Origin of the sequence: Blastococcus sp. TF02A-26 (assembly GCF_003319125.1) — a bacterium.
Lineage (GTDB): Bacteria > Actinomycetota > Actinomycetes > Mycobacteriales > Geodermatophilaceae > Trujillonella.
In genome coordinates this window covers 122,814-146,480 of record NZ_QOHG01000009.1, presented here as the reverse complement: position 1 = coordinate 146,480, position 23,667 = coordinate 122,814, and the positions used below count along the sequence as shown (strand labels likewise).

Genomic DNA, 23,667 nt, shown 5'->3' with positions numbered 1-23,667 from the left:
GGTCAGCCGACCGCGGCGGGCTCCCGGACAGAGGCCGGCGCCGGGGGCACCGGGCCCTCGACCGTCAGGTGCGGCAGCGCCCGGTCCAGCGAGCGCGGCAGCCACCAGTTCGCCCGGCCGAGCAGCTCCATCGCCGCCGGCACCAGCACCATCCGGACGACCGTCGCGTCGATCAGCACCGCCACCGCCAGCCCGAACCCGAACAGCTGGAGCTCCCGCGCCGAGCCGAGCACGAAGCTGCCGAAGACGCACACCATGATCGCCGCCGCGGCCGTGATCACCCGGGCCGTCCGCGCGAGACCGGTCGCGACCGCCGAGGCGTTGTCCCCGGTCCGGTCGTACTCCTCCCGGATCCGCGAGAGCAGGAACACCTCGTAGTCCATCGACAGGCCGAACACGATCGCGATCAGCATCATCGGCACCCAGGCCTCGATCGGCCCGACGCCCTCGATGCCCAGCACGTCGGTCGCCCAGCCCCACTGGAAGACGGCGACCAGCACGCCGAACGCCGCGGCGATCGACAGCACGTTCACCACCACCGCCTTGAGCGCCACGACCAGCCCCCGGAAGACGACGGTCAGCAGCAGGAACGACAGCGCCAGCACCACGCCGAGGAACACCGGCAGCCGCTCCCCCGTGTAGTCGGCGAAGTCCACCGCCGCCGGCTGCGCTCCCCCGATCGCCACCTCCGCACCCGACCCGGACACCGCGTCGGGGACGACGTCGTCGCGCAGCCGGTGCACCAGCTCGGTGGTCTCCTCGTCGCGCGGCGCCGACGTCGGCACGACCTGCAGGACCGCGGTGCCGCCGTCCTCGGCCACCTGCGGCGGGCCGACCGAGGCCACCCCCGGGTCGTCGGCCACGGCGTCGGCCACGTCACGGGCGACCGACGAGGCGTCCGGACCGCTCACCGCCACCACGAACGGGGCGTTCACGCCCGGGCCGAAGCCCTCGGCGACCAGGTCGTAGGCCTTCCGCGCCGACGTCTCCTCCGCCATCGTGCCGGCGTCGCTGAAGCCCAGCCGCAGGTCGAGCACGGGTACGGCGAGCACGCCGAGCAGCACCAGGGAAGCGACCACCCACACCACCGGGCGGCGCTGGACCGTCCGCGCCCACCGCTGGGCACCGGCACCGGACCCGTCGGTCCCCCGGCGGGCCCGGGCCCGCTGCAGCCGCGGTCCGACGATGCCGAGCAGCGCCGGGAGCAGGGTCACCGCGGCCAGCATGGTGACCAGCACGGCGGCGGCGATGCCGATCGCGACCCCGGTGATCAGCTCCATGCCCATGAGCACCAGGCCCAGCGAGGCGATGACCACCGTGGTGCCGGCGAAGAGCACCGACCGGCCGGCCGTGTGCTGGGCCAGGGCCACCGCCTCGACCACCGGCGTCCCCTCGCGCAGCGACTCGCGGAACCGGGTCACCACCAGGAGCGCGTAGTCGATGCCGACGCCGATCGCGATCATCCCGGCGGCGGCGCCGGCGAAGCTCGGCACGTCGATGCCGTGCGCGGCCAGCTCGATCGCCGCCACCCCGCACAGGGCACCGAGGACGCCGATGACCAGCGGCAGCGCCATCGCCACCAGCGATCCGAAGGCGATGAGCAGGATGACCGCCGCGGCCAGGACGCCGATCACCTCGGCCGGCGGTCCTCCGCCACCCTCCTCGTCCATGGGCAGGCCCACCTCCACCTGCAGGCCGGGCACGTCGACGCCGTCCCGCAGCGCGCCCAGGGCGTCGGCGGCGTCGGCCAGGTCGGCGGGGTCCCGCTGCGGGAGGTCGACCTGCAGGTAGGCGATCTCCCCGCCCGGCGCGATCTGCCGCTCCCCGCCGGGGGCGAACGGGCTGGTCACCTCCGCCCCGGGGAGATCCGCCGCGATGCCGTCGGCGAGGTCGGCCACCGCGGCCCGCACCTCGGGGCGGTCGATCCCGTCGGCCGACGACAGGACCACCTGCGCCTGTGTGCCGGACCGGGCGTCGAACCCGGCGTCGGCCAGCAGGTCGGAGGCGCGCTGGCTCTCCGAGTCGGGAAGCGCGAAGTCGTCGCTGGTCGGGCCGGCGAAGGCACCGGCCAGGACCGACAGGACGACGACGGCGGCCAGCCAGGCGCCGACGACGAGCCACCGGGCTCGGGCACAGGTTCGGGCGAGGGACGCGAGCACGGGGAGCTCCTGACGACGGCCGGACGGACGACGCGAACGCTAGGAACGCCCGGGCCGCCGGGAATCCGCTGCGGCGACCGACCTGGCTGCGCTCCCTGACGTACCCCGGTCCGGGCGGATACGTCGCGACGCGGACGCGCGCGGACCCCCGGGACCCCTAGCCTGCCCGCATGAGCTGGCGCCCCGGACGCCTCGACGTCGTGCTGGTGCTCGCCTCCGTGCTGCCCGCCTGGGCCGCGCTGGCCGGCCACCTGGAACCGGAGGCGCGGCCCACCGACGCTCTCGGCTTCGCGCTCTGCGCCGTCGTCGGGCTGCCGATGCTCGTCGCCCGTCGCGCGCCCGTGCCCGCGCTGTTCGCCAGCATCGCGCTGCTCTACGGCTTCTACCTGACCGGCTACTCGGCGGTCGGGCTGGCGCTGCCGCTGGCACCGGCGCTGTTCGTCGTCGCCCTGTCGGGGCGGCTGCGGTTGGGCGCGGTGACCGCCGGCACCGGCCTGGCGTTGTCGAGCGTGTTCCGGCTGATCAGCGACGGCCAGAACGAGAAGGCCGGGCTCATCGCGTACGACGGCGCGCTGTCGCTCGCGCTCATGGCCGCGGTGCTCGCCCTCGGCGACGCCGTCCGCTCACGGCGCGGCTGGTCCGCAGAGCTGGCCGAGCGGCTGCGGCGGGCCGACGAGGAGCGCGAGGCCCACGCCCGCCGCCTGGTCGACGAGGAGCGGATGCGGATCGCCCGCGACGTGCACGACTCGCTCGGGCACGCCGTCGCCGTCGTCACCCTGCACGCCGCCGTCGCCGCCGAGGCCCTCGACGACGGGCGTCCGGCCGCCGCCCGCCGCGCCGTCGACACCATCCGCGCGGTCAGCCGCGACGTGCTCGGGGACCTGCGCGACACCGTCGGGCTGCTGCGCGGTGAGCCGTCCGACGGCCCGTGCCGCACCCGCGGCCTGGCCGACGTCCCCGACCTCGTCGCGGCCACGGCGGCGGCCGGGGTGGACGTCCGCCTGGTCGTCGACGGTGACCCGCGCCCGCTGCCGGCCGCGGTGGAGGCCACCGCCCACCGCGTGGTCCAGGAGGCGCTCACCAACGTGCTGCGGCACGCGGACGCCTCGACCGCGACCGTGACCGTCGCCCACGACACCGACTCGCTGACGGTGACCGTGGCCGACGACGGGCGCGGCAGCGGAGGTGCCGACGGCACGGGGCACGGGCTGGAGGGGATGCGCGAACGCGTGGCGCTGCTCGGTGGCCGGCTGCTGGCCGCCGACCGGCCCGGCGGCGGGTTCGCGGTCAGCGCCCTGCTGCCCGTCGCGCCCGGCCGGGTGCGGACGCCGGCGTGATCCGCGTCCTCGTCGTCGACGACCAGCCACTGGTCCGGGCCGGCATCCGCGCGGTGCTCGAGCGCGACGAGGACCTCGAGGTCACCGGCGAGGCCGGGGACGGTCGCGCGGCGCTGGACCGGCTGCGCGCGGTCCCGGCCGACGTCGTCCTGATGGACCTGCGGATGCCGGTGCTCGACGGCATCGAGGCGACCCGGCGGATCGTCGCCGACCCGGCGATGGGCGCGACCGCGGTCCTCGCGCTCACCACCTTCGACGACGACGAGCTGGTGTTCGGCGCGCTGCGCGCCGGCGCCAGCGGGTTCCTGCTCAAGGACGCCGAGCCCGAGGCCCTGCGCCGCGCGGTGCGGGCGGCGGCCGGCGGCGAGGCGGTGCTCGACCCGGGCGTGACCCGCAGCGTGCTCGCCGCTGCGCTGCAGGTCCCGGCGCCGACGGACTCCGGGCTGCTGGCCCAGCTCACCGACCGCGAGCGCGAGGTGCTCGTGGCCGTCGCGCAGGGTCTGTCGAACGACGAGATCGGCCGGGAGCTGCACATGAGCCCGGCCACCGCGCGCACCCACGTGGGCCGGGTGCTCACCAAGCTCGCGGCCCGCGACCGCGCCCAGCTCGTGGCGATGGCCTGGCGCGCGGGCCTGGTGACCTGAGGGGTCAGGCGCCGGTACGGGCCGCGTCCGACAGCAGCAGCAGCGAGGCGTCCGCCGGCTCCAGCGCCCGGGCGAACAGGTGGCCCTGCGCCAGGTCGCAGCGGCCGTCGACCAGCAGCTGCCGCTGCGCCTCGGTCTCCACGCCCTCGGCGACGATCTCCAGCCCGAGCGTGCGGCCGAGGTCGATCATCCCGCGGACGATCGGCGGCATCACGCCGTCCTCACCGATGGTGGCGACGAACGACCGGTCGATCTTCAGGACGTCGACGGTGAACTGGCGCAGGTGCGCCAGCGACGAGTAGCCGGTGCCGAAGTCGTCCAGCGCCAGCCGCAGCCCGAGCGCACGCAGCGCCGCGAGGCACTCGCTGGCCCGGTCCGGGTCCTCGACCAGAGCCGTCTCGGTCACCTCGAGCACCAGCGCCGCGGGCGGCAGGCCGCTGGCCGTCAGCGCCCCGACGATGTGGTCGACCAGGTGCGGGGAGGTCAGCTGCACCGCCGACACGTTGACCGCCATCGTCAGGTCGCGGCCGTGCTCGGCGCGCCAGGCGGCCGCGGTGGCGCACGCCTCGCGCAGCGCCCACGACCCGATCTCCTCGATCAGCCCCGAGGCCTCGGCGACCGGGACGAAGCGGGTCGGCGACACCGGCCCCAGGACCGGCGAGTCCCAGCGCAGCAGTGCCTCGAAGCCGGTGACCGAGCCGTCGGCCAGGTCGATCACCGGCTGGTAGACCAGCCGGAACTCGCCGGCCGCCAGCGCGCCCTGCAGCTCCTGCTCGAGCTCCCGGGCCGCGACGGCGGAGGCGCGCATCCCGGAGTCGAAGACCACCGACCGGCCCCGGCCGGCCATCTTCGCCGCGTACATGGCGATGTCGGCGTCCCCGACGAGGGAGTCGCTGGTCGCGTCGGCCTCGCCCACGGCGATGCCGACGCTGCCCGACACGGTCACGCTCTGGCCGTCGAGCGCGATCGGCTCGGCGAGCGCGGCGAGCACCCGCTCCGCCGTCGCGACGGCCTCGTCGGGACCGGTGCCGGACTGCTCGACCAGGAGGGCGAACTCGTCGCCGCCGAGCCGGGCCACGGTGTCGTCGAGGCGGACCACCGAGCGCAGCCGGGCGGCGACCTCGCGCAGCAGCGTGTCGCCGGCGGGATGACCGAGGGTGTCGTTGACGCCCTTGAAGCCGTCCAGGTCGATGAACACGACCGCCGGGCGGCCGCCGCCGCGGGCGCTGCGCCGCAGCGCCTGCTCCACCCGGTCGGCGAACAGCGCGCGGTTGGCCAGCCCGGTCAGGGCGTCGTGGAAGGCCTGGTGGGCCAGCGCCTCCTCGGCGCGCTTGCGGTCGGTGATGTCGGTGACGTGGACGACGACGCCGCCGACGTCGCTGTGGTCGCTCAGGTCCACCACCCGGGCGCCGATCCAGAACGGCACCCCACCGCGCTCGCACATCAGCTCGCCGTCGACGACCTCGCCCGCCGCCTGGAGCGCCCGCCGGAACAGCACGTGCGCCTCCTGCGGATCCGCCCCGAGCAGCCGGACCAGGTCACCGGACTCCACCGGCTCGTCGCCGGACACCTGGAACAGCACGGGCAGGGTGGCCGGGTCGCTGAGCAGCCGGCCGTCGCGACCGAGCACGACGACGGCGTCGGAGCTGTGCGCGGCGAGCGCGGCGCTGTACCGCTGCTGCGACGACACCCGTGCCCGGGCGGCTGCCTCACCCCGGACCAGGAGGGAGGCGCGGACGAAGACGAGCGCGGTCAGCGCGAGCGTCACGATCAGCACCAGGCCCGGGGTCTCGTCCGCGTCGGTCAGCTCGAGGACGAACTCCATGGCGGCGGGCACGAGCAGCGCACCGAGGCAGACGGCCAGCCGGCTCAGGCCACTGCGCACCAGGCTGTGCCGGCTCTCGGGCCGGGGCGTCACCGAGCGCTGGGGCAGGGTCGACAGTGCCAGCAGCACCGCCCCGACCATCCAGCCGGCGTCCAGCCAGAGGTTCATGAGCTCGGCGTCGGCCCCGAGCAGGTAGCCCAGGTCGCAGACCATCCAGACGGCCGCGCCGGCGGCGACGGTGAGGCCGGTCAGTTCCCCGCGACTGCGCTGGACCAGAAGCCGGATCACCAGACCGATCAGCGCCGCGTCGAGGGCGGGGTACAGCGACCAGACCAGCCGCGTCCCGACCGGCAGCGCGGCGTCGGAGACGATCGACGCCAGCGACAGCTGCCAGACCAGGGCGAGCCCCGCGACGAAGACGACGAGCGCGTCGATCCAGCCGGCGACGATCTCGTCCCGGCCGCGGTCGCGCGTGCCGGCCAACCGCCAGAGTCCGGCGGCGAGGGCGACGTAGCCGGCGAGGTAGAAGCCGTCCGACGGCGCCACGTCGGCACCGACCTCGAGCTCCGCCTGGACCCACCAGCTGACGTCGCCGAGGAAGTAGAGGGTCACGCCCAGCGCGACCAGCCCCATGGCCGGCCGGGTCAGCGGCGGCTGGCGCCGGGTGCCCCACCAGGCCAGGCACACGGCCGCGAACTCCACCCCGTGGTAGATCGCCGAGCCGGCCAGGCTGCCGTGGACGCCGGCGAACACGGACAGCACCGCGACGGAGGCCAGCACGCCGCCGGCCACCCACGCTCGCCCGTCTCGCCCCACTGCACGCCTCCGTCGCCGACAGCTCCGTCGGGGGAGGGCATCGGCGCGAGCGAGGCGGAGCTGCATCCGGCGAAACCCGCGCTCACCCGCGAGGGTGAGGACGGGGGTCAGCGCAGGACGGCGTCCACCAGGTGCGGTCCCGGCTCGGCCAGCGCGGTGCGCAGCTGGTCGGCCAGCTCCTCCGCCGTCGTGGCGCGGGTGGCCGGCACCCCCATGCCCGTGGCGAGGGCGACGAAGTCCAGCCCGGGGCCACCCAGGTCGAGCAGCTTGCCGGCCCGTTCCCCGCCGCTGGAGGCACCGACCCGGGAGAGCTCGTGCTCGAGGATCGCGTAGGAGCCGTTGTCGCAGACCAGCACCGTGACGTCGAGCTGCTCGCGGGCCATCGTCCAGAGCGCGGAGATCGTGTACATCGCGCTGCCGTCGGCCTGGATCGCCAGCACCGGCCGGTCCGGGGCCGCCACCGCCGCTCCCACCGCCATCGGCAGCCCGTCGCCGATCGCCCCGCCGGTGAGGGCCAGCCAGTCGTGCCGCGGTGCACCCGAGGTCAGCTCCGCCAGGCCGACGCCGGAGGTCAGCGCCTCGTCGACCACGATCGCCCGCTCCGGCAGCAGCGCCCCGACGACCGCCGCCATCGTCCGCGGGGTCAGCTCGCCGGTCGGCAGCTCCGGTCGGGAGGCCTCGAGCAGTTCCGGCTGGACCTCCCTGGCCACCAGGTCCGCCAGCTCGCGGAGCGCCGCGGCGCCGTCCTCCCCCGGCTCCGAGAGCACGTGCACCCGGCAGCCGTCGGGCACCGGCGTGCCCGGGGTGTCGGGGTAGCCGAAGAAGTGCACCGGCGGCCGGGCGCCGGCCACCACCAGGTGCGCCGTCCCGGCCAGCGACGCCATCGCCAGCTCCGGCGGGTACGGCAGCCGCTGCAGGTCCGGCAGCCCAGCTCCGCGGACCGTCCGCGCCGGGAAGGTCTCGCTCAGCAGCCGCGCGCCGGTGCCCGTCGCGACCTGGGCGGCCGCCCGCAGGCCGGCCTCGGACGCCACGACGTCCCCGCCGACGAACAGCACCACCGGCTCTCCCGAGCGCAGGGCCGCGGCGACCTGGGTGAGCCGGTAGCCGGGCGGCACCGGCGCGTACCAGGGGGACGGCGGGTCGGCCGGCTCCGCACCCTCGGACCAGGAGACGTCGGCCGGGAGCACCAGCGTCGCGATCTGCCCGCGCGCGGCGGCGGCCACCGCCTCGACGGCGTCGGCGGCGACGTCCTCCGGGGCCAGCGACCGGCGCACCCAGCCGGAGACGCTGCCGGCGACCGCGTCGATGTCGGACTCCAGGGGCGCGTCCAGCCGCTTGTGCGACCGCGCGTGGTCGCCGACGACGTTCACCAGCGGCGCGCCGCCGCGGCGGGCGTTGTGCAGGTTGGCCAGCCCGTTGCCCAGGCCCGGCCCGAGGTGCAGCAGCGTGGCGGCGGGACGCCCGGCCATCCGCGCGTAGCCGTCCGCCGCCCCGGTGGCGACGCCCTCGAACAGGGTCAGCACCCCGCGCATCTCCGGGACGTCGTCCAGGGCCGCGACGAAGTGCATCTCCGACGTGCCGGGGTTGGCGAAGCAGACGTCGACCCCCGAGGCCACGAGCGTGCGGATCAGTGCCTGTGCTCCGTTCACGTCAGCGACCCTCGCACGAGGTCGCGGCCCCCGCTGGGCCAGACTGGGCGGGCCCGCCGCCGCCGTCGAACGAGGAGCCATGAGCACCCCGGAGCCCACCGTCGCCCCCGCCCGTCCGCACCCCGCGTTCAGCGCACTGGTGGGGCTCACCACCCTCGGCGTGCTGCTGCAGGGTCTCTGGGCCGGGCTGTTCCTGGGCACCGACGACTACGGCACCTGGGTGTCGGTGCACCAGCACGCCGGTGAGGCGACGATCGTGCTGGCGCTGCTCTCGACCGTGGCCGCGGCCGTCTGGATGCGGCACCGCCGTCCGGTGGTGATCGCGACCGCGGCGCTGTTCGTGCTGCTGCTCGCCGAGTACTTCCTCGGCTACTTCGGCGACGACACCCGGGGCCTGATCGTCGTGCACGTCCCGCTGGCGATGCTGCTCATGGCCCTGGCCGTCTACCTCCCGGTGATGGCCCGCCGCAGCTGACCGCCCCGCGCGGCCCGGTGCCGCCCGGCGACACCCACTGACGCCATGTGACACCACGATGGTGTCACCAGTCCTTGACGTGACACCACGGTGGTGTCACAGTGACGTCATGGACCTCGCACCCTTCGTCGACCAGCTCCGCCGCGACCTGCTGGCCGCGGCCGACGCCGGCGGCGACGAGGCCCGCGACCTGGCGGAGCGGCTCCTCGCCCCGCTGGAGTCCTCGGTCCGCCTGGCGCTGCTCAGCGCGCTGTCCCAGGCGGCCGAGGAGATCACCGCCGCGATCGCCCCCGGGACCGTCGACGTCCGGCTCCGCGGGGCCGACCTCGGCTTCGCGGTGACCGCTCCCCCGGCACCCGAGCCGGCACCGCCGGCCGCACCCGCGGCCGAGCCCGTCCCGGACGTGGAGGAGGGCGAGACCCTCCGCATCACCCTGCGGCTGCCCGAGCCGCTCAAGGCCCGGGTCGACGAGGCGGCCACCCGCCTCGGCGTCTCGGTCAACACCTGGCTGGTCCGTGCGGTCGCCAACGCCGTCGACCCGTCGGGACGTCCGTCCGAACCGCGTCGCGGCCGCCGGGCCCACGGCGCCGAGTACACCGGCTGGGCGCGCTAGCCCCGCACCGCAGCACCCCGCACCAGCACCGCCGACCCCGACCGACCGGTCCGGGGGCGATCCCCCCTGCCCCGAGGAGGGCGCAGCCATGCCCACGTTCGACACACCCGGACCCATCCGGGCCCGCATCGAGATCGTGTACGGCACCGTGCAGGTCCGCGCGGACGACCGGCACGACACCACCGTCACCGTCCGCCCGCGCAACCCGGCCAGCTCCGCCGACGTCACGGCCGCCGAGCAGGCCCAGGTCACCTTCCGGGACGGGGAGCTGACCGTCCGGTCGACCAGCCGGCCCCGCCTGCTGTTCTTCGGCTCCGGGCCGGAGATCGAGGTGGACGTCGTCCTGCCGACGGGCTCCGCGCTCGCCGCGCGCACCACCGCCGGTGACGTCACGTGCACCGGGCAGCTGGGCGAGGCGGACCTCGAGTGCAAGCACGGAGGCGTGCGTCTGGACCGGGCCGCGAGCCTGAGTGCCCGCAGCTCCAGCGGGAACATCGCCGCCGACACCGTCGACGGCCGCACCGAGGTGGCCACCTCCTACGGGGAGATCCGGATCGGCGAGACCGCCGGCCCGGCCCGGTTGGAGACCGGCTACGGCAACGTCGACGTCGACCGGGCACTGGGCTCGGTGATCGGCACGACCAAGTACGGCCAGGTACGCGTCGGTCAGGCCGGCCGCGGCTCGCTGGTGCTCGAGACCGCCTACGGCGACGTCGAGGCCGGCGTGCGCGCGGGGACCGCGGCCTGGCTCGACGTCTCCGCCGGCACCGGCCGCGTCCGCAACATGCTGACCGAGAGCGAGGGGCCCGAGGGCGCCGACGAGACGGTCGAGATCCACGCCCGCACGTCCTACGGCGACATCACGATCCGCCGGGCCTGAGAGGAGACCTGCCATGACCAGACCCGCCATCTCCGTCCGGGGGCTGCGCAAGTCCTTCGGCACCCAGGTCGTCCTCGACGGTCTGGACCTCACCGTCGCCGAGGGCTCGGTGTTCGCGCTGCTGGGCCCCAACGGCTCCGGCAAGACGACGACCGTGGACATCCTGTCCACCCTGACCCCGCCGGACGCCGGCGAGGTGCTCGTGGGCGGAGCCGACGTCACCCGAGACCCCCGGGCGGTCCGCGCCGCCATCGCCGTCACCGGTCAGTCCACCGCGGTCGACGACCTGCTGACCGGCGCCGAGAACCTCCGCCTCGTCGCCGACCTGCTGCACCTGGACCGCCGGACCGGACGGGCCCGCGCCGCGGACCTGCTCGAACGGTTCGACCTGGTCGAGGCCGCGGCCACCAGCCCGTCGACGTACTCCGGGGGCATGCGCCGCAAGCTCGACCTGGCGATGGGCCTGATGGGCGACCCGCGGATCGTGTTCCTCGACGAGCCCACCACCGGCCTGGACCCGCGCAGCCGACGCGCGGTGTGGGACGTCGTCCGGGGCCTGGTCGGCGAGGGCGTCACCGTCCTGCTCACCACGCAGTACCTGGAGGAGGCCGACCAACTGGCCGACCGGATCGGCGTCCTCGACGGCGGCCGGCTGGTCGCCGAGGGCACCGCGGCGGAGCTCAAGCGGCAGGTGCCCGGCGGCTCGCTGCGACTGCGGTTCGCCGACCGGACGGCGCTCGACGGCGCCACCCGGGCGCTCGGGACGGCCGGTGCCGACGCCGACGCACTGGTCCTCGAGGTCCCCAGCGACGGCAGCGTGCGCGCGCTCAAGGAGGTGCTCGCCCGCCTCGACGACGCCGCGGTCGAGGTCGCCGAGCTGACCGTGCACGAGCCCGACCTGGACGACGTCTTCCTGGCCCTGACCGGCCGCCCCACGCCGAACGTGGAGGTGAGCACCCCGTGACCACGCTGAGCTCCACGATGTCGGACTCGGCGACGATGCTGCGCCGCAACCTCAAGCACGCGCTCCGCTACCCGTCGCTGACGGTGATCGTCGCCGCCATGCCGATCGTCTTCCTGCTGCTGTTCGTCTACGTCTTCGGCGGCACGCTGGGCGCGGGGCTCGGCGGTCCCTCGGGCGGCCGGGCGGAGTACGCCGAGTACCTGACCCCGGGCCTGCTGGTCCTCGCCATCGCGGCGGCGGCGCAGGGCACCGCGATCTCCATCGCCATGGACATGACCCAGGGCATCATCAGCCGCTTCCGGACGATGTCCATCTCCCGCGCCGCGGTGCTCGCCGGGCACGTCGGCGGCGCGGTCGTCCAGACGCTGGTCGGCCTGACCCTGGTGGTCGGCGCCGCCCTCCTCGTCGGCTTCCGCCCGGACGCCGGCGTCCTCGAGTGGCTGGCCGCGATCGGCTTCCTGGCGCTGGTCAGCCTGGCGCTGTCCTGGCTCTCGGTCGCCATGGGCCTGGCCACGAAGACGGTCGAGGCGGCCAGCAACGTGCCGATGCCGCTGCTGCTCCTGCCCTTCTTCGGCAGCGGTTTCGTGCCGACCGACTCGATGCCCGCGGGGCTGAGATGGTTCGCCGAGCACCAGCCCTTCACGCCGATCATCGAGACGCTGCGCGGCCTGCTCACCGGGACCGGGATCGGCAGCAGCGGTGCGGTCGCGGTCGCCTGGTGCGTCGCCTTCACCGTCGTCGGCTGGTGGTGGGCCCGGCGCAACTACGAGCGCCGGCCCGCCCGCTGAACGCCAGAGGCCCAGAACCGCACCGGTTCTGGGCCTCTGGCGTTCGGAGCTCAGCGCTTGAGCGCGTACTCCTTGAGCAGGTTCCGGCTGATGATCGTCTTCTGGATCTCGCTGGTGCCCTCGCCGATGAGCAGGAACGGCGCCTCGCGCATGAGGCGCTCGATCTCGTACTCCTTGGAGTAGCCGTAGCCGCCGTGGATGCGGAAGGACTCCTGGGTCACCTCGGCGGCGTACTCGCTGGCGATCACCTTGGCCATGCCGGCCTCGACGTCGGAGCGCACGCCCGCGTCCTTGAGCCGGGCCGCCCGGACCATCATCGTGTGGGCCGCCTCGACCTTGGTGGCCATCTCGGCGAGCTTGAACGCGATCGCCTGGTGCTGGGCGATCGGCTTGCCGAAGGTCTCCCGCTGCTGGGCGTACTGGATGCCGAGCTCGAAGGCGCGGATCGCGATGCCGCAGCCGCGGGCGGCGACGTTGACCCGGCCGACCTCGACGCCGTCCATCATCTGGGCGAAGCCGCGACCGGGCTCGCCACCGAGGATCGCGTCGGCCCCGATCCGATAGCCGTCGAACACCAGCTCGGTGGTGTCGACGCCCTTGTAGCCCATCTTGTCGATCTTCCCGGGGATGGTCAGCCCGGGGGCGACCTCGCCGAAGCCGCGGGGCTTCTCGACCAGGAACGTCGTGAGGTTCTGGTGCGGCTTGTCGTGGCCGAGGTCGGTCTTCACCAGCGCCGCCACCAGCGAGGAGGAGCCGCCGTTGGTCAGCCACATCTTCTGGCCGTCGATGACGTACCCGCCGTCGTCGGTCTTGGTCGCCTTGGTGCGGATGGCCGCGACGTCGGACCCGAGGCCGGGCTCGGACATGGAGAACGCGCCGGTCACCTCGCCGGTGGCCATGAGCGGCAGCAGCCGCTCCTTCTGCTCGGCGGTGCCGTGCTGGCGGAGCATGTAGGCGACGATGAAGTGGGTGTTGATGACGCCGGAGACGCTCATCCAGCCGCGGGCGATCTCCTCGACCGCCAGCGCGTAGGTCAGCAGGCTCTCACCGAGGCCGCCGTACTCCTCCGGGATCATCAGCCCGAAGATCCCGAGCTCCTTGAGGCCGTCGACGATCTCCTGCGGGTACTCGTCGGCGTGCTCGAGCTCCTGCGCGGCGGGGATGATCTCCTTGTCCACGAAGCTGCGGACCGTCGACAGGATCTCCTGCTGGACGTCGGTCAGGTCGGCGGTCTGGGCGAGACGTGCCATCGGTTGCGCTCCTCCGGGGACTCCGGTGTCCATTTGTTACCCGCGAGTATGCGGGACGCCGGCCCATCCCTCTCCGTGGCGCCGATCACCTCCGGCGGCGGAGTCCCCCGGGAGGGCTAGCGTCGGTGCGATGTCCTCCCGCCGGCTCGTGCCCGTCGTGCTCGCCGCCCTGCTGCTGGCCGGCTGCGGCGGGGAGGACGACGGCGCCGCGTCCCGCACCACCCCGACGAGCGCGCCCGCCCCCGCCCAGGCCGCGGAGTCCGCCGGGGCGGCGATCGACCCGGCCACGGTGCGCAACGCCGGGGAGGGCGCCCTCGCCGCCGCCCTGCGGACCACCGACCTCCCGGCCGGCTGGTCGGTGCAGGCCAACCCGGTGCCCGAGGGCAGCGACCTGGCGGGCAACCCGAGCCTCGAGGGCATCTGCGGGGTCACCTTCGCCTCCGAGGCGCAGCGCACCGTCAAGTTCCCCGTCGTCGGACTGGACCCCGGTGGCGCACCGGGTGTCGCGTCGGAGGCGATCGCCTACGCCTCGCCGGCCGCGGGCGCGCTCGCCCTCACCGAGCTCCGGGACGCCCTCGCGGCCTGCCCGGCCGACGACCGCACCTTCCTCGACCCGCCGGCGATCGACGGGCTGGCCGAGGACGTCGTCGTGGCCCGCTACCGGTTGCCCGACGGCGCCACCCAGGACGTGATCGCCCAGGGGCGTGGCGCGGTGGTGTCGGTGCTCATCGCGGAGGATCCTGCGGCGGGCGCGGGAGCCGCCCAGGGCATCGCCCAGCGACTGCGCGCCCTGCCCGGCGCCGCGGTCGGCCAGTGATCGGGAGGACCACGTGAGCAGCGACGGCGACTTCTACCGCGGCGACCCACCTCCGGCCTCCGCTCCCCCGCCCGGCTACGGCCCGCCTCCCGGCTACGGCCCGCCTCCCGCTTACGGCCCGCCTCCCGGTTACGGCCCGCCGCCGGGATACGGCCCGCCGGGCTACCCGCCGCCGGGGTACGGCTACGTCTACCGGCGTCCGACCAACACGATGGCGATCCTGGCGCTGGTCTTCATCTTCGTGTTCGCGCCGGCGAGCCTCGTGCTGGGCCTCGTCGCGCGGCGGCAGATCCGCGAGACCGGCGAGGAGGGCGACGGCATGGCCCTGGCCGGCGTGATCGTCGGCGGCATCGCGGTCGGCCTGTTCGTGCTCGGCCTGCTCTTCTTCGTCGTCCTGGCCTCGTCGGCCTCCTTCGGCCCCTAGAAGGACCCCGTCCCTCTCACCCCTCGCGAGCTCGGGGCGAGCCTCCGGACGGGGCCGTCGGCTGGTGACGCCAGACGGCCCCGTCGCGTCAGGCTTCGGGGGGCGTGAAGGACGAGGTGCGGGACATGCCCGCCGCGCGGCCCTTGCCGGCGATGACCAGGGCCATCTTGCGGCTGGCCTCGTCGATCATCTCGTCGCCCAGCATGGCCGAGCCCTTCTTGCCGCCGGCCTCCGACGTCGCCCACTCGTAGGCGTCGAGGATCAGCTCGGCGTGGTCGTAGTCCTCCTGCGACGGCGAGTAGATCTCGTTCGCGGCGTCGACCTGGCCCGGGTGCAGCACCCACTTGCCGTCGAACCCGAGGACGGCGGAGCGCTTGGCGACCTCCTCGAACGCGGGCACGTCGCGCACCTGCAGGAAGGGGCCGTCGATGGCCTGCACGCCGCGGGCGCGCGCGGCCATCAGGATCTGCATGAGGATGTAGTGGAACGGGTCGCCCGGGTAGTCCGGGTGCAGGGCGCCCACGACCAGCGACTTCATGTTGATGCTGGCCATGAAGTCGGCCGGGCCGAAGATGATCGTCTCGATGCGGTCGCTGGCGAACGCGATGTCGTTGACGTTGATGAGGCCCTGCGCGGTCTCGATCTGCGCCTCGATGCCGATCCGGCCGACCTCCAGCCCGTTGGCCTTCTCGATCTGGGTGAGCAGCATGTCCAGCGCCTTGACCTGGGCGGCGTCCTGGACCTTCGGCAGCATGATGCAGTCGAGGTTCGCGCCGGCGCCGCCGACGACCTCGAGCACGTCCTGGAAGGTCCACTCCGTCGTCCAGTCGTTGACGCGGACGGTACGGATCTTGTCGCCCCAGCCACCCTCGTTGAGCGCCGCGACGATGTTCTTCCGGGCGCCGGGCTTGGCCAGCGGGGCGCAGGCGTCCTCCAGGTCGAGGAAGACCTGGTCGGCGTTCAGCCCCTTCGCCTTCTCCAGGAAGCGCGGGTTGCTGCCCGGGACGGCGAGGTTGGAACGGCGGGAACGGAGCTGGGCCACGGTGCCTCCTGCTGTGGGTTCGGCGGCGCCCTCGCCGCCCCTCAGTTACCGGAGAGTAGCGACGGCGTGATCACCGCGCCGTCCCAGGGCGGGGCTATGTGGCCGGTTCCACGAGCGTCGCCGGCCGGCTGGCGCGGACCACCAGACCGACCCCGGCGACGACGAGCAGCACGCCCGGCAGCGCCAGCAGCGGCGGCAGCTGTCCGAGCAGGACCAGCGCGAACACCAGCGCACCGGGCACCTCGAGCAGCACGACGAGGCTGACCATCGTCGGGCCGACCGTGGCCAGCACGGAGTTGAGCAGCGTGTGCCCGAGCAGCTGCGCGCAGAAGGTGATGGCCGCGATCAGCCACCAGTCCCGGGCGGTGAAGCCGCCGAGCGGGGTGTCGGTGACCAGCGCCGCGACGGCGACGGCGACCGCGCAGACCCCGTAGCAGACGACGGCGTAGGCCGAGGTCGACAGCCGCTCCCGGGCCCGGGCCCCGGCCAGCACGTAGCCGCCGGCGCAGACGGCCCCGAGCAGGGCCAGCGCGTCGCCGGCCAGCGCCCGCGCGCTCACCGTGACGTCGACCCCGGCGATCAGCGCGACGCCGACGACGGCCAGCACCAGCCCGCCCCACACCGCGCCCGGCAGCCGCACCCCCACCGCCCGCGCGGCCAGCGCCGTCCAGATGGGGGTGGTGGTCACCAGCGCGGTGGACGCGGCGACCGTGGTCATCGACAGGCTGGGCAGCCACGCGGCGAAGTGCGCGGCCAGGAAGAGCCCGGCGACGACGGAGCTCCCGAGGTCGCGCAGCCGCAGGCCGCGCAGGACGGCGCGCTCGCGGAGCAGCAGGACCGGCAGCAGGACGGCGGCGCCGGCGGCGTTGCGCCAGAAGGCCAGCGCCAGCATCGGCGCGCTCAGCAGGGTGGTCAGCGGCGCGGACAGGCTGATGCCGACGACGGCCAGGGAGAGCAGCCCGACCTCCCGGGTCCCCGGCCGGTGCACCGCCCACGCGGCGGCCGCCCGGCTGTCGTTCAGGAGGGCACCCGGATGCGTCCCGAGGCCACCGGGACGACCGGCCCGGCGACGGTCGCGGCGAGCGCCGCACCCGCGGTCGTGGTCACGGTGCAGGTCAGCACCGACGGGCGGCCCATCCACTCGCCCTGACGGACGACGTAGTCGCTGGTCCCCTCCCCCGCGAGCAGGCCGGCCGCCGCCAGCCAGACGCCGGTGCCGAGCGCGGCCGACCCGGTGGCCGGGTCCTCGCCCCACCCGAGGCCGTCGGCGAAGACGCGGGCGCGGGCGGTCGCGGTCGCGTGGTCCCAGGAGAAGACGGACACCCCGTGCCCGCCGATCGCGTCGAGCGCTGCGGGGTCGGGCAGCGCGCGGTCGACGGCGTCGGGGTGGACGTGCAGGTAGGTGAAGGCCAGGCCGCACCCGGCGACGTCGGCGGGGTGGCCCACCAGATCGGCGCGGGACAGCCCGAGAGCCTCGGCGAGGTCGGCGGGGTCAGGCCCCTCCGCCAGCGTCGGGGTGCCCCCGGAGAGCCGGGCACCGGCGCCGTCCACGACGACGTCGAGCACGCCGGCGCCGCACTCCTGGTGCAGCGTCCCGGCGGCCAGCCGGCCGGTGCGGACCAGCGTGTGCGCGGCGCCGACGCTGGGGTGGCCGGCGAAGGGCAGCTCCACGTTCGGGGTGAAGATGCGCAGCCGGTAGTCGCCGCCCTCGCGCGGAGCCGACAGGAACGAGGTCTCCGAGAGGTTGAACTCGTTCGCCAGCCGCTGGCACTGCCCGGTGGTCAGCCCGTCGGCGTCGAAGACGACGGCGAGGGAGTTACCGGCGAACGCGTGCGGGGCGAACACGTCCACGATCTCGTAGTCCAGTGCTGCCGGGGCGTCCACGGCAGCCGACGGTAGCCTCAGCGCCCATGACGACGGTGACGCGGGCCTACGTCTCGCGGCTCGCCGGACTGACCGTCTTCGACCCCAACGGCGACCGGGTCGGCAAGGTGCGGGACGCCGTCGTCGCACTCCGGGTGGACAGCGGCTGCCCGCGGGTGCTGGGGCTGGTCGTCGAGGTGGTGACCCGCCGCCGGATCTTCGTGCCGATGGGCCGGGTCACCTCCGTCGACCCCGGCTCTGTGGTGCTCTCCTCGGGCACGATCAACCTGAAGCGCTTCGAGCAGCGCCGCGGCGAGACGCTCGTGCTCGGCGAGCTGCTCGACCGGACCGTGACGATCACCGAGTCCGGTCGCCGGGCCGCCGTCGTGGACGCCGGCATCGAGCAGACCCGCACCGGCGAGTGGCAGATCACCCGGCTCGCCGTCCAGGAGCCGGGCCGGATCGGCCGCCGCGGGCAGCTGCACCAGCTCGCCTGGGACGAGGTCAGCGGGCTGGCGCTGCCCCAGTCCGGCCAGGGCACCGAGACGCTGATCGCCACCTACCGCGAGCTCAACGCCGCCGACCTGGCGCACGCGCTGCAGGACCTGCCGATCAAGCGGCGGCACGAGGTGGCCGAGGCGCTCGACGACGAGCGGCTGGCCGACGTCCTCGGCGAGCTGCCCGAGGCCGAGCAGGTCACCATCCTCGGCACGCTCGAGGAGGCCCGCGCCGCCGACGTCCTGGAGGAGATGGACCCCGACGACGCCGCGGACCTGCTGGCCGAGCTGTCCAACGTCGACCGCAACCGGCTCCTGGAGCTGATGGAGCCCGACGAGGCCGCGCCGGTCCGCCAGCTGCTGCAGTACTCGGAGGACACCGCCGGCGGGATCATGACCAGCGAGCCGGTCATCCTCACGCCCGACGCGACGATCGCCGAGGCGCTGGCCCGGGTGCGGGCACCCGAGCTCACCCCGGCCCTGGCCAGCCAGGTCTACGTCTGCCGGCCGCCGTCGGCCACGCCGACCGGCCGCTACCTGGGGCTGGCGCACATCCAGCGGCTGCTGCGCGAGCCCCCGTCGAGCCTGGTCAGCGGGGTCCTCGACGACCTCGAGCCGCTCCGCCCGGAGGCCCCGCTGGCCGAGGTCACCCACTACTTCGCCACCTACAACCTGGTGGCCGCACCGGTCGTCGACGACCAGGGCCGGCTGGTCGGCGCCGTCAGCGTGGACGACGTCCTGGACCACCTGCTGCCCGAGGACTGGCGCGAGCGGGCCCGGCGTGGCTGAGGCCGGCCGCCGGCTCGACGTCCCCCGGGGCCAGGCGCGCGGACTCGGCAACTTCCTGCGACTGGACCCCGACGCCGTCGGCCGGTTCGCGGAGGGCATCGCGCGGTTCCTGGGCACCGGCCGGTTCCTCGCCGTCCAGACGATCATCGTCATCGCCTGGATCACCCTGAACGTCGCCGCGGTGAACCTGCGGTGGGACCCCTACCCGTTCATCCTGCTCAACCTGGCGTTCTCCACGCAGGCCGCCTACGCCGCCCCGCTGATCCTCCTGGCGCAGAACCGGCAGGCCGACCGCGACCGGGTGCAGGCCGAGGAGGACCGGGCCCGCGCCGCGAGCACCCGCGCCGACACCGAGTACCTGGCCCGCGAGCTCGCGGCACTGCGGGTCGCGGTGGGCGAGCTCGCCACCCGCGACTTCATCCGCGGGGAGCTCACGCGGCTGGTCGGCGAGGACCCCGACAAGCGGGACGAGAAGGCCCGGAAGAAGAAGGACCGGGAGAGCGCCCGCCAGCCCTGAGCTGTCGGTCCCGCGCGGCACACTGCGGCCATGCGCGCGCACGCCGCGGTGCCCTCGCCGATCGGACCGCTGACCGTCGTGGCCGAGGACGGCGTGCTGCTCCGGCTGTTCCTCGACCCACCGGGTCCCGAGGCCGACCTCGGCCCGCGGGACGACGCGGCGCTCGCCGCCGTGACCGGTCAGCTCGACGAGTACTTCCGCGGCGACCGGACCACCTTCGAGCTGAGGAGCCGCCCCCTCGGCAGCGCGTTCGAGCGCGCGGTCTGGGACGAGCTGGCACGCATCCCCTACGGCGAGACCCGCTCCTACGGCCAGGTCGCGCGCGCGGTCGGGGAGCCGGGCGGGGCGCAGGCGGTCGGGCTGGCGTGCGGGCGGAACCCGCTGGCCGTCGTCGTGCCGTGCCACCGCGTCGTGGGCGCCGACGGCGGCCTCGTCGGCTTCGGCGGCGGGCTGGCGCGCAAGCGGTTCCTGCTCGACCTGGAACAGCGCGACACCCGGCTGTTCTGACCCGCCATCAACGGTGGTTGACGGTGAGCCGCCATCAACATAGGTTGATGCGCGTGGTCGACCTCCCGCCCGTGCCCGCCCCGGAGGACCCGGAGGCGGCGCTCGCCGCCGTCGTGGCGCTCCGCCGGCTGGCGGCACGGCTGGAGACCGAGGCGGTGACCGAGGCGGTCGAGCAGGGCTGGACGTGGGCCCAGATCGGCGAGGCGCTCGGGATCAGCGCACAGGCCGCACACAAGAAGCTGGCAGCCGAGGTCCGCGCCCGGCGCGGACGGTGACGAGGGAGACGACGATGGGTCTGATGACGGCGATCCGGGACATCCGCACCATCAAGCGCCTGCTCACCGGCGCCGAGACCGAGGCGCGGGCCGCCGGGGAGGCCGTCCCCGGCCCCGAGCACCTGCTCCTCTCGGCCGCCGAGCTGCCCGACGGCACGGCGGGTCGCGCCCTGGCCGCGGTGGACACCGACGTCGCGGCGCTGCGGGCGGCGGTGACGGCCGTCCACGACGACGCGCTCACCGGCCTCGGGCTGGACGCCGGCCCCGCACCGGCCCTGGCCGCGCCGGCCACCGGACCGCTGCGCACCAGCCCGCAGGCGCAGCAGGTGTTCCAGCGCGCCGTGGAGCTGTCCCGCTCCGCGACCCCGGCCGGGCTGCGTGGCGCCCACGTCGTCGCCGCCGCCGCGGAGCTGGAGCGGGGCACGGCGGCCCGCGCGCTCCGCCGGCTCGGGATCGAGCGCGACCAGGTGCTCGCGGCGGCCCGGGTCGAGGGCGGCGTCCCGGCCTGAGCTCAGGCGAGGAGGTGGACCACCGCCCCGGTGCCGCCGGCCAGCACGAGGACCACGATGAACGGCGCCCGCAGGGCCAGGGCCAGGGCGGCCACCGACAGGCCCGCCAGCCGGCCGTCGATCACCAGGCGCTGGTCCGCCGTCGCCGCCTGGACGGCGACCAGCGCGGCCAGCAGCGCCGCCGGCACGAAGTCGACGACGCGGGCCACCCAGGGCTGCTCCACCCACGGAGCCGGCACCGACAGCCCGGCGAGCTTCAGCAGGTAGCAGCCGAGCGAGGCACCGACGACCAGCACCCAGAGCGTGTCGTCGCTCATGCCGCCGCCTCGGCCCGGGGGCGGGGCCGGCCGGCCAGCGCCACCGCGACGACCGCCGCGATCACCTGCACGCCCGCCGGCACGAACGGCGTCAGCGCCAGCGCGACGACCGCGCCACCCAGGGCGACCCGGCGCTGCACGGCCGGCTCGGCGAACGGACGGCGCAACCGCGGCCACAGCAGCGCGAGGAAGGCGGCCGGGACGACGGCGTCCAGCGCCGCCTGCGCGGTCTCCCCCAGCGCCGCCGAGCCCAGCGCCCCGACGACGGTGGTGGCGTTCCAGAGCACGTAGACGCTGGCGCCGGTGGCGAGGAAGGCGACGCGGGCCAGCCGGGTCTCCGGAGCGGCCACCGCCATCGCCGTCGTCTCGTCGATGACCCAGTGCGCCGTGCCCATCCGGCGGACCACGCCGCGCGGCCGCAGCAGCGGCACGAGCCGGACGCCGTAGACGGTGTTGCGCGTGCCGAGCAGCAGCGCGCTGCCCGCGGCCGCCAGCGCGCTGCCCCCCGAGCCGAGCACACCCACCAGGGCGAACTGCGAGGCGCCCGTGAACATCAGCAGCGACATGACCAGCGCCTGCCAGGCGTCCAGCCCGGCCGCTGCGGCGGCTGCACCGAACGCGACGCCGTAGAGGCCGACCGCCGCCCCCAGCCCGATGGCGTCGCGGAGGACGGCGGCGCGGGCGGGATCGGGCACGGTGCCCGAGGTTAGGCGGACCGCGACCTGCGCCGGCGCACGGTCCGGTCGAGGATCCCCAGCGTCCCCTTGAGCGCGGACTCCGGGACGATCGGGAAGGTCAGGAACGCGCGGTAGTCCTGCCGCAGGTTCGACCAGTCGTAGTACGAGGTGACCCGGGTGCCGCCGTCGACGGGCTCGAGCCGGTAGCCGTACACGTGCTGCAGCGGCGGGCGGACCGTGCCCTCGATGGTCCAGGCGATCTCCCGCTCCGCCTCGAAGACGGTGATGACCACCTCGACGTCGTACTTCCCCATCGGCAGGTCGCCCAGCGCCTCCCGGTCCATGTGCACGAGGAAGCGGTCGCCGACGGCCGAGACCGGCTCGCCCTCCGCGTCCATCAGCATCCCGGAGGCGTCGATGTCGACGTGGCCCTGGGGATCGCGGAGGACGGCGAACACCTCGGCCGGGGAGGCGGGCACGAAGCGGGAGACCTCGATCCGCTCGGCGTCGTCGGGCACGACCTCGTCAGCGCTGCTCATGCCGGCGAGCATGGCAGCCGCTGAGCAGCAGATCACCCCGGCGGCGGCAGGCCTGCCGCACGCGCCGCCGTACAGTGGCTGAAGACCCGTGTGCGCAGGTGGCGCCGAGGCCCGGAGGCCGGAACGGGTGCCCCGTCGAAGGAGACACACATCCCGATGTCCGACACCCTGACCGGTCAGCCGGCGCTCGACGCGATCAACGCCGCCCTGGCCACCGTCCAGGACCCGGAGATCAACCGGCCCATCACCGACCTCGGCATGCTCAAGGACGTGCAGATCGGCGCGGACGGCGCCGTCCGCGTCGAGGTCTACCTGACCGTCGCCGGCTGCCCCATGCGCGAGACGATCACCAACCGCGTGACCCAGGCCGTCGGCGCCGTCGCCGGCGTGACCTCGGTGCAGGTGGTGCTCGACGTCATGAACGACGAGCAGCGCGCCGAGCTCCGCAAGGTCGTCCGCGGGTCCGACGCCGCCGACCCGGTCATCCCCTTCGCCCAGCCCGGCTCGCTGACCCGCGTCTACGCGGTCGCGTCCGGCAAGGGCGGCGTCGGCAAGTCCAGCGTGACGGTGAACCTGGCCGCCGCGCTGGCCAAGCGCGGCCTGTCCGTCGGCGTGGTCGACGCCGACATCTACGGCCACTCGGTGCCGCGCATGCTCGGCGTGGACGACAAGCCGACGCAGGTCGACAACATGATCATGCCGCCGCAGTCCTACGGCGTGAAGGTCATCTCGATCGGCATGTTCACCCCGGGCAACACCCCGGTCGTGTGGCGCGGGCCGATGCTGCACCGCGCGCTGCAGCAGTTCCTCGCCGACGTGTGGTGGGGTGACCTCGACGTCCTGCTCATGGACCTCCCGCCGGGAACCGGTGACGTCGCGATCTCGGTGGCCCAGCTGGTGCCCAACGCCGAGATCCTCGTGGTGACGACGCCGCAGCTGGCCGCCGCCGAGGTGGCCGAGCGGGCCGGCGCGATCGCCACGCAGACCCACCAGCAGGTGGTCGGCGTCGTGGAGAACATGTCGTGGCTGGACCTGCCCGACGGCTCCCGCATGGAGGTGTTCGGCGCCGGCGGTGGCGAGGCCGTCTCCGACGCGCTCACCAAGACCCTCGGCGCCCGCGTGCCGCTGCTGGGTCAGATCCCGCTCGACACCCGGCTGCGCGAGGCCGGCGACAGCGGCGCCCCGATCGTGCTCGCCGAGCCCGACTCCCCCGCCGCGAAGGCGCTGGAGAAGGTCGCCGACTCCCTCGCCGTCCGCCAGCGCGGCCTGTCCGGCATGTCCCTGGGTCTGACCCCGGTCAAGCACTGACCTGCTGAACGCCCGAGAGGCCCGGTCCCCGCGCGGGACCGGGCCTCTCGCGTTCCTGCGGAGTGGGGGACGCGCGCCTGCGGTCGTCGTGCCCGGTGACGGGCCCGGAGGGTCCTCGCCGGGGGCGACGGTAGGGCTCAGCTCAGCCGGGGACGGCACCTGGCCGCGGTGCGGTCCGGAGGACCG

General features: G+C 74.9%; 25 protein-coding genes. 15 read left to right on the top strand and 10 right to left on the bottom strand.

What is annotated here, in order from left to right; translation table 11 throughout:
• Nucleotides 1-2: 2 nt before the first annotated feature.
• Nucleotides 3-2,159, bottom strand: coding sequence for an MMPL family transporter (locus DQ240_RS12395; protein ID WP_113839911.1), 2,157 nt, complete (start codon nucleotides 2,157-2,159; stop codon nucleotides 3-5).
• A 170-nt stretch (nucleotides 2,160-2,329) separates the two neighbouring features.
• On the opposite strand from DQ240_RS12395, the gene DQ240_RS12390 reads away from it, so the two are divergent.
• Both DQ240_RS12390 and DQ240_RS12385 read left to right on the top strand, forming a co-directional pair.
• Nucleotides 2,330-3,496, top strand: a complete 1,167-nt coding sequence (locus DQ240_RS12390) for a sensor histidine kinase (protein ID WP_113839910.1) — start codon at nucleotides 2,330-2,332, stop codon at nucleotides 3,494-3,496.
• Nucleotides 3,493-4,140 (top strand): response regulator transcription factor, encoded by a 648-nt coding sequence (locus DQ240_RS12385; RefSeq protein ID WP_113839909.1) that lies wholly within the window; start codon nucleotides 3,493-3,495, stop codon nucleotides 4,138-4,140. Before DQ240_RS12390 ends, DQ240_RS12385 begins: the two co-directional genes overlap by 4 nt.
• Nucleotides 4,141-4,144: 4 nt before the next feature.
• Here DQ240_RS12385 and DQ240_RS12380 read toward each other — a convergent pair whose 3' ends face one another.
• Both DQ240_RS12380 and DQ240_RS12375 read right to left on the bottom strand, forming a co-directional pair.
• Nucleotides 4,145-6,745 carry a bifunctional diguanylate cyclase/phosphodiesterase gene (locus tag DQ240_RS12380; protein ID WP_147261984.1) on the bottom strand — a complete coding sequence of 867 codons (2,601 nt, stop codon included), beginning with the start codon at nucleotides 6,743-6,745 and terminating at the stop codon, nucleotides 4,145-4,147.
• 143 nt (nucleotides 6,746-6,888) lie between these two features.
• A complete protein-coding gene (locus DQ240_RS12375; protein ID WP_113839907.1) occupies nucleotides 6,889-8,430 on the bottom strand; it encodes an acetolactate synthase large subunit in 1,542 nt (513 codons plus the stop codon).
• Between the two features lie 79 nt (nucleotides 8,431-8,509).
• On the opposite strand from DQ240_RS12375, the gene DQ240_RS12370 reads away from it, so the two are divergent.
• The 5 genes from DQ240_RS12370 to DQ240_RS12350 all read left to right on the top strand — a co-directional run bounded on the left by DQ240_RS12370 (nucleotide 8,510) and on the right by DQ240_RS12350 (nucleotide 12,150).
• Nucleotides 8,510-8,905: a hypothetical protein gene (locus DQ240_RS12370; protein ID WP_113839906.1), complete on the top strand. Its 396-nt coding sequence runs from the start codon at nucleotides 8,510-8,512 to the stop codon at nucleotides 8,903-8,905.
• Nucleotides 8,906-9,014: 109 nt separating this feature from the next.
• A complete protein-coding gene (locus DQ240_RS12365) occupies nucleotides 9,015-9,518 on the top strand; it encodes a toxin-antitoxin system HicB family antitoxin (RefSeq protein WP_113839905.1) in 504 nt (167 codons plus the stop codon).
• An 88-nt stretch (nucleotides 9,519-9,606) separates the two neighbouring features.
• Entirely contained in the window at nucleotides 9,607-10,398 is a 792-nt protein-coding gene (locus DQ240_RS12360; protein ID WP_113839904.1) for a DUF4097 family beta strand repeat-containing protein, read from the top strand.
• A 13-nt stretch (nucleotides 10,399-10,411) separates the two neighbouring features.
• Nucleotides 10,412-11,362: an ATP-binding cassette domain-containing protein gene (locus DQ240_RS12355; protein WP_113839903.1), complete on the top strand. Its 951-nt coding sequence runs from the start codon at nucleotides 10,412-10,414 to the stop codon at nucleotides 11,360-11,362.
• Nucleotides 11,359-12,150, top strand: a complete 792-nt coding sequence (locus DQ240_RS12350; protein ID WP_113839902.1) for an ABC transporter permease — start codon at nucleotides 11,359-11,361, stop codon at nucleotides 12,148-12,150. Before DQ240_RS12355 ends, DQ240_RS12350 begins: the two co-directional genes overlap by 4 nt.
• A gap of 50 nt (nucleotides 12,151-12,200) precedes the next feature.
• Here the strand turns inward: DQ240_RS12350 and DQ240_RS12345 are convergent, their stop codons facing one another.
• Complete coding sequence (locus tag DQ240_RS12345; RefSeq protein ID WP_113839901.1) at nucleotides 12,201-13,400, bottom strand: acyl-CoA dehydrogenase family protein; 1,200 nt, start codon at nucleotides 13,398-13,400, stop codon at nucleotides 12,201-12,203.
• Nucleotides 13,401-13,530: 130 nt separating this feature from the next.
• Here DQ240_RS12345 and DQ240_RS12340 point away from each other — a divergent pair, with 130 nt between their 5' ends.
• Nucleotides 13,531-14,217 carry a hypothetical protein gene (locus DQ240_RS12340; protein WP_113839900.1) on the top strand — a complete coding sequence of 229 codons (687 nt, stop codon included), beginning with the start codon at nucleotides 13,531-13,533 and terminating at the stop codon, nucleotides 14,215-14,217.
• A gap of 13 nt (nucleotides 14,218-14,230) precedes the next feature.
• On the top strand, nucleotides 14,231-14,641 hold the full coding sequence (locus DQ240_RS12335) for a DUF4190 domain-containing protein (RefSeq protein WP_113839899.1): 411 nt from the start codon (nucleotides 14,231-14,233) through the stop codon (nucleotides 14,639-14,641).
• Between the two features lie 88 nt (nucleotides 14,642-14,729).
• Here the strand turns inward: DQ240_RS12335 and DQ240_RS12330 are convergent, their stop codons facing one another.
• The 3 genes from DQ240_RS12330 to DQ240_RS12320 all read right to left on the bottom strand — a co-directional run bounded on the left by DQ240_RS12330 (nucleotide 14,730) and on the right by DQ240_RS12320 (nucleotide 17,567).
• Nucleotides 14,730-15,683: a CoA ester lyase gene (locus DQ240_RS12330; protein ID WP_113839898.1), complete on the bottom strand. Its 954-nt coding sequence runs from the start codon at nucleotides 15,681-15,683 to the stop codon at nucleotides 14,730-14,732.
• Nucleotides 15,684-15,777: 94 nt separating this feature from the next.
• On the bottom strand, nucleotides 15,778-16,671 hold the full coding sequence (locus DQ240_RS12325) for a DMT family transporter (protein ID WP_233498672.1): 894 nt from the start codon (nucleotides 16,669-16,671) through the stop codon (nucleotides 15,778-15,780).
• Nucleotides 16,672-16,700: 29 nt separating this feature from the next.
• Nucleotides 16,701-17,567, bottom strand: a complete 867-nt coding sequence (locus DQ240_RS12320; RefSeq protein WP_113839958.1) for a PhzF family phenazine biosynthesis protein — start codon at nucleotides 17,565-17,567, stop codon at nucleotides 16,701-16,703.
• A 26-nt stretch (nucleotides 17,568-17,593) separates the two neighbouring features.
• Between DQ240_RS12320 and DQ240_RS12315 the strand changes: the two genes are divergently transcribed.
• From DQ240_RS12315 to DQ240_RS12295, 5 genes are read left to right on the top strand one after another with little or no spacing between them, the layout of a single operon-like run.
• Nucleotides 17,594-18,832 (top strand): magnesium transporter MgtE N-terminal domain-containing protein, encoded by a 1,239-nt coding sequence (locus tag DQ240_RS12315; RefSeq protein ID WP_113839897.1) that lies wholly within the window; start codon nucleotides 17,594-17,596, stop codon nucleotides 18,830-18,832.
• Nucleotides 18,825-19,349: a DUF1003 domain-containing protein gene (locus DQ240_RS12310; protein ID WP_113839896.1), complete on the top strand. Its 525-nt coding sequence runs from the start codon at nucleotides 18,825-18,827 to the stop codon at nucleotides 19,347-19,349. Before DQ240_RS12315 ends, DQ240_RS12310 begins: the two co-directional genes overlap by 8 nt.
• A gap of 30 nt (nucleotides 19,350-19,379) precedes the next feature.
• Nucleotides 19,380-19,856 carry a methylated-DNA--[protein]-cysteine S-methyltransferase gene (locus tag DQ240_RS12305; protein ID WP_113839895.1) on the top strand — a complete coding sequence of 159 codons (477 nt, stop codon included), beginning with the start codon at nucleotides 19,380-19,382 and terminating at the stop codon, nucleotides 19,854-19,856.
• Nucleotides 19,857-19,903: 47 nt separating this feature from the next.
• Nucleotides 19,904-20,131: a helix-turn-helix domain-containing protein gene (locus DQ240_RS12300; protein ID WP_113839894.1), complete on the top strand. Its 228-nt coding sequence runs from the start codon at nucleotides 19,904-19,906 to the stop codon at nucleotides 20,129-20,131.
• A gap of 23 nt (nucleotides 20,132-20,154) precedes the next feature.
• Entirely contained in the window at nucleotides 20,155-20,640 is a 486-nt protein-coding gene (locus DQ240_RS12295) for a Clp protease N-terminal domain-containing protein (RefSeq protein ID WP_199589268.1), read from the top strand.
• Between the two features lie 2 nt (nucleotides 20,641-20,642).
• Here the strand turns inward: DQ240_RS12295 and DQ240_RS12290 are convergent, their stop codons facing one another.
• The 3 genes from DQ240_RS12290 to DQ240_RS12280 are packed head-to-tail and all read right to left on the bottom strand — an operon-like array spanning nucleotide 20,643 to nucleotide 22,173.
• Nucleotides 20,643-20,957 carry an AzlD domain-containing protein gene (locus tag DQ240_RS12290; protein WP_113839892.1) on the bottom strand — a complete coding sequence of 105 codons (315 nt, stop codon included), beginning with the start codon at nucleotides 20,955-20,957 and terminating at the stop codon, nucleotides 20,643-20,645.
• Nucleotides 20,954-21,652, bottom strand: coding sequence for an AzlC family ABC transporter permease (locus tag DQ240_RS12285; RefSeq protein ID WP_113839891.1), 699 nt, complete (start codon nucleotides 21,650-21,652; stop codon nucleotides 20,954-20,956). The genes DQ240_RS12290 and DQ240_RS12285 overlap by 4 nt, the downstream gene beginning before the upstream one ends.
• A gap of 11 nt (nucleotides 21,653-21,663) precedes the next feature.
• Nucleotides 21,664-22,173, bottom strand: coding sequence for an SRPBCC family protein (locus tag DQ240_RS12280; RefSeq protein WP_199589267.1), 510 nt, complete (start codon nucleotides 22,171-22,173; stop codon nucleotides 21,664-21,666).
• A 156-nt stretch (nucleotides 22,174-22,329) separates the two neighbouring features.
• On the opposite strand from DQ240_RS12280, the gene DQ240_RS12275 reads away from it, so the two are divergent.
• Nucleotides 22,330-23,481 (top strand): Mrp/NBP35 family ATP-binding protein, encoded by a 1,152-nt coding sequence (locus DQ240_RS12275; protein ID WP_113839889.1) that lies wholly within the window; start codon nucleotides 22,330-22,332, stop codon nucleotides 23,479-23,481.
• Nucleotides 23,482-23,667 lie beyond the last annotated feature (186 nt).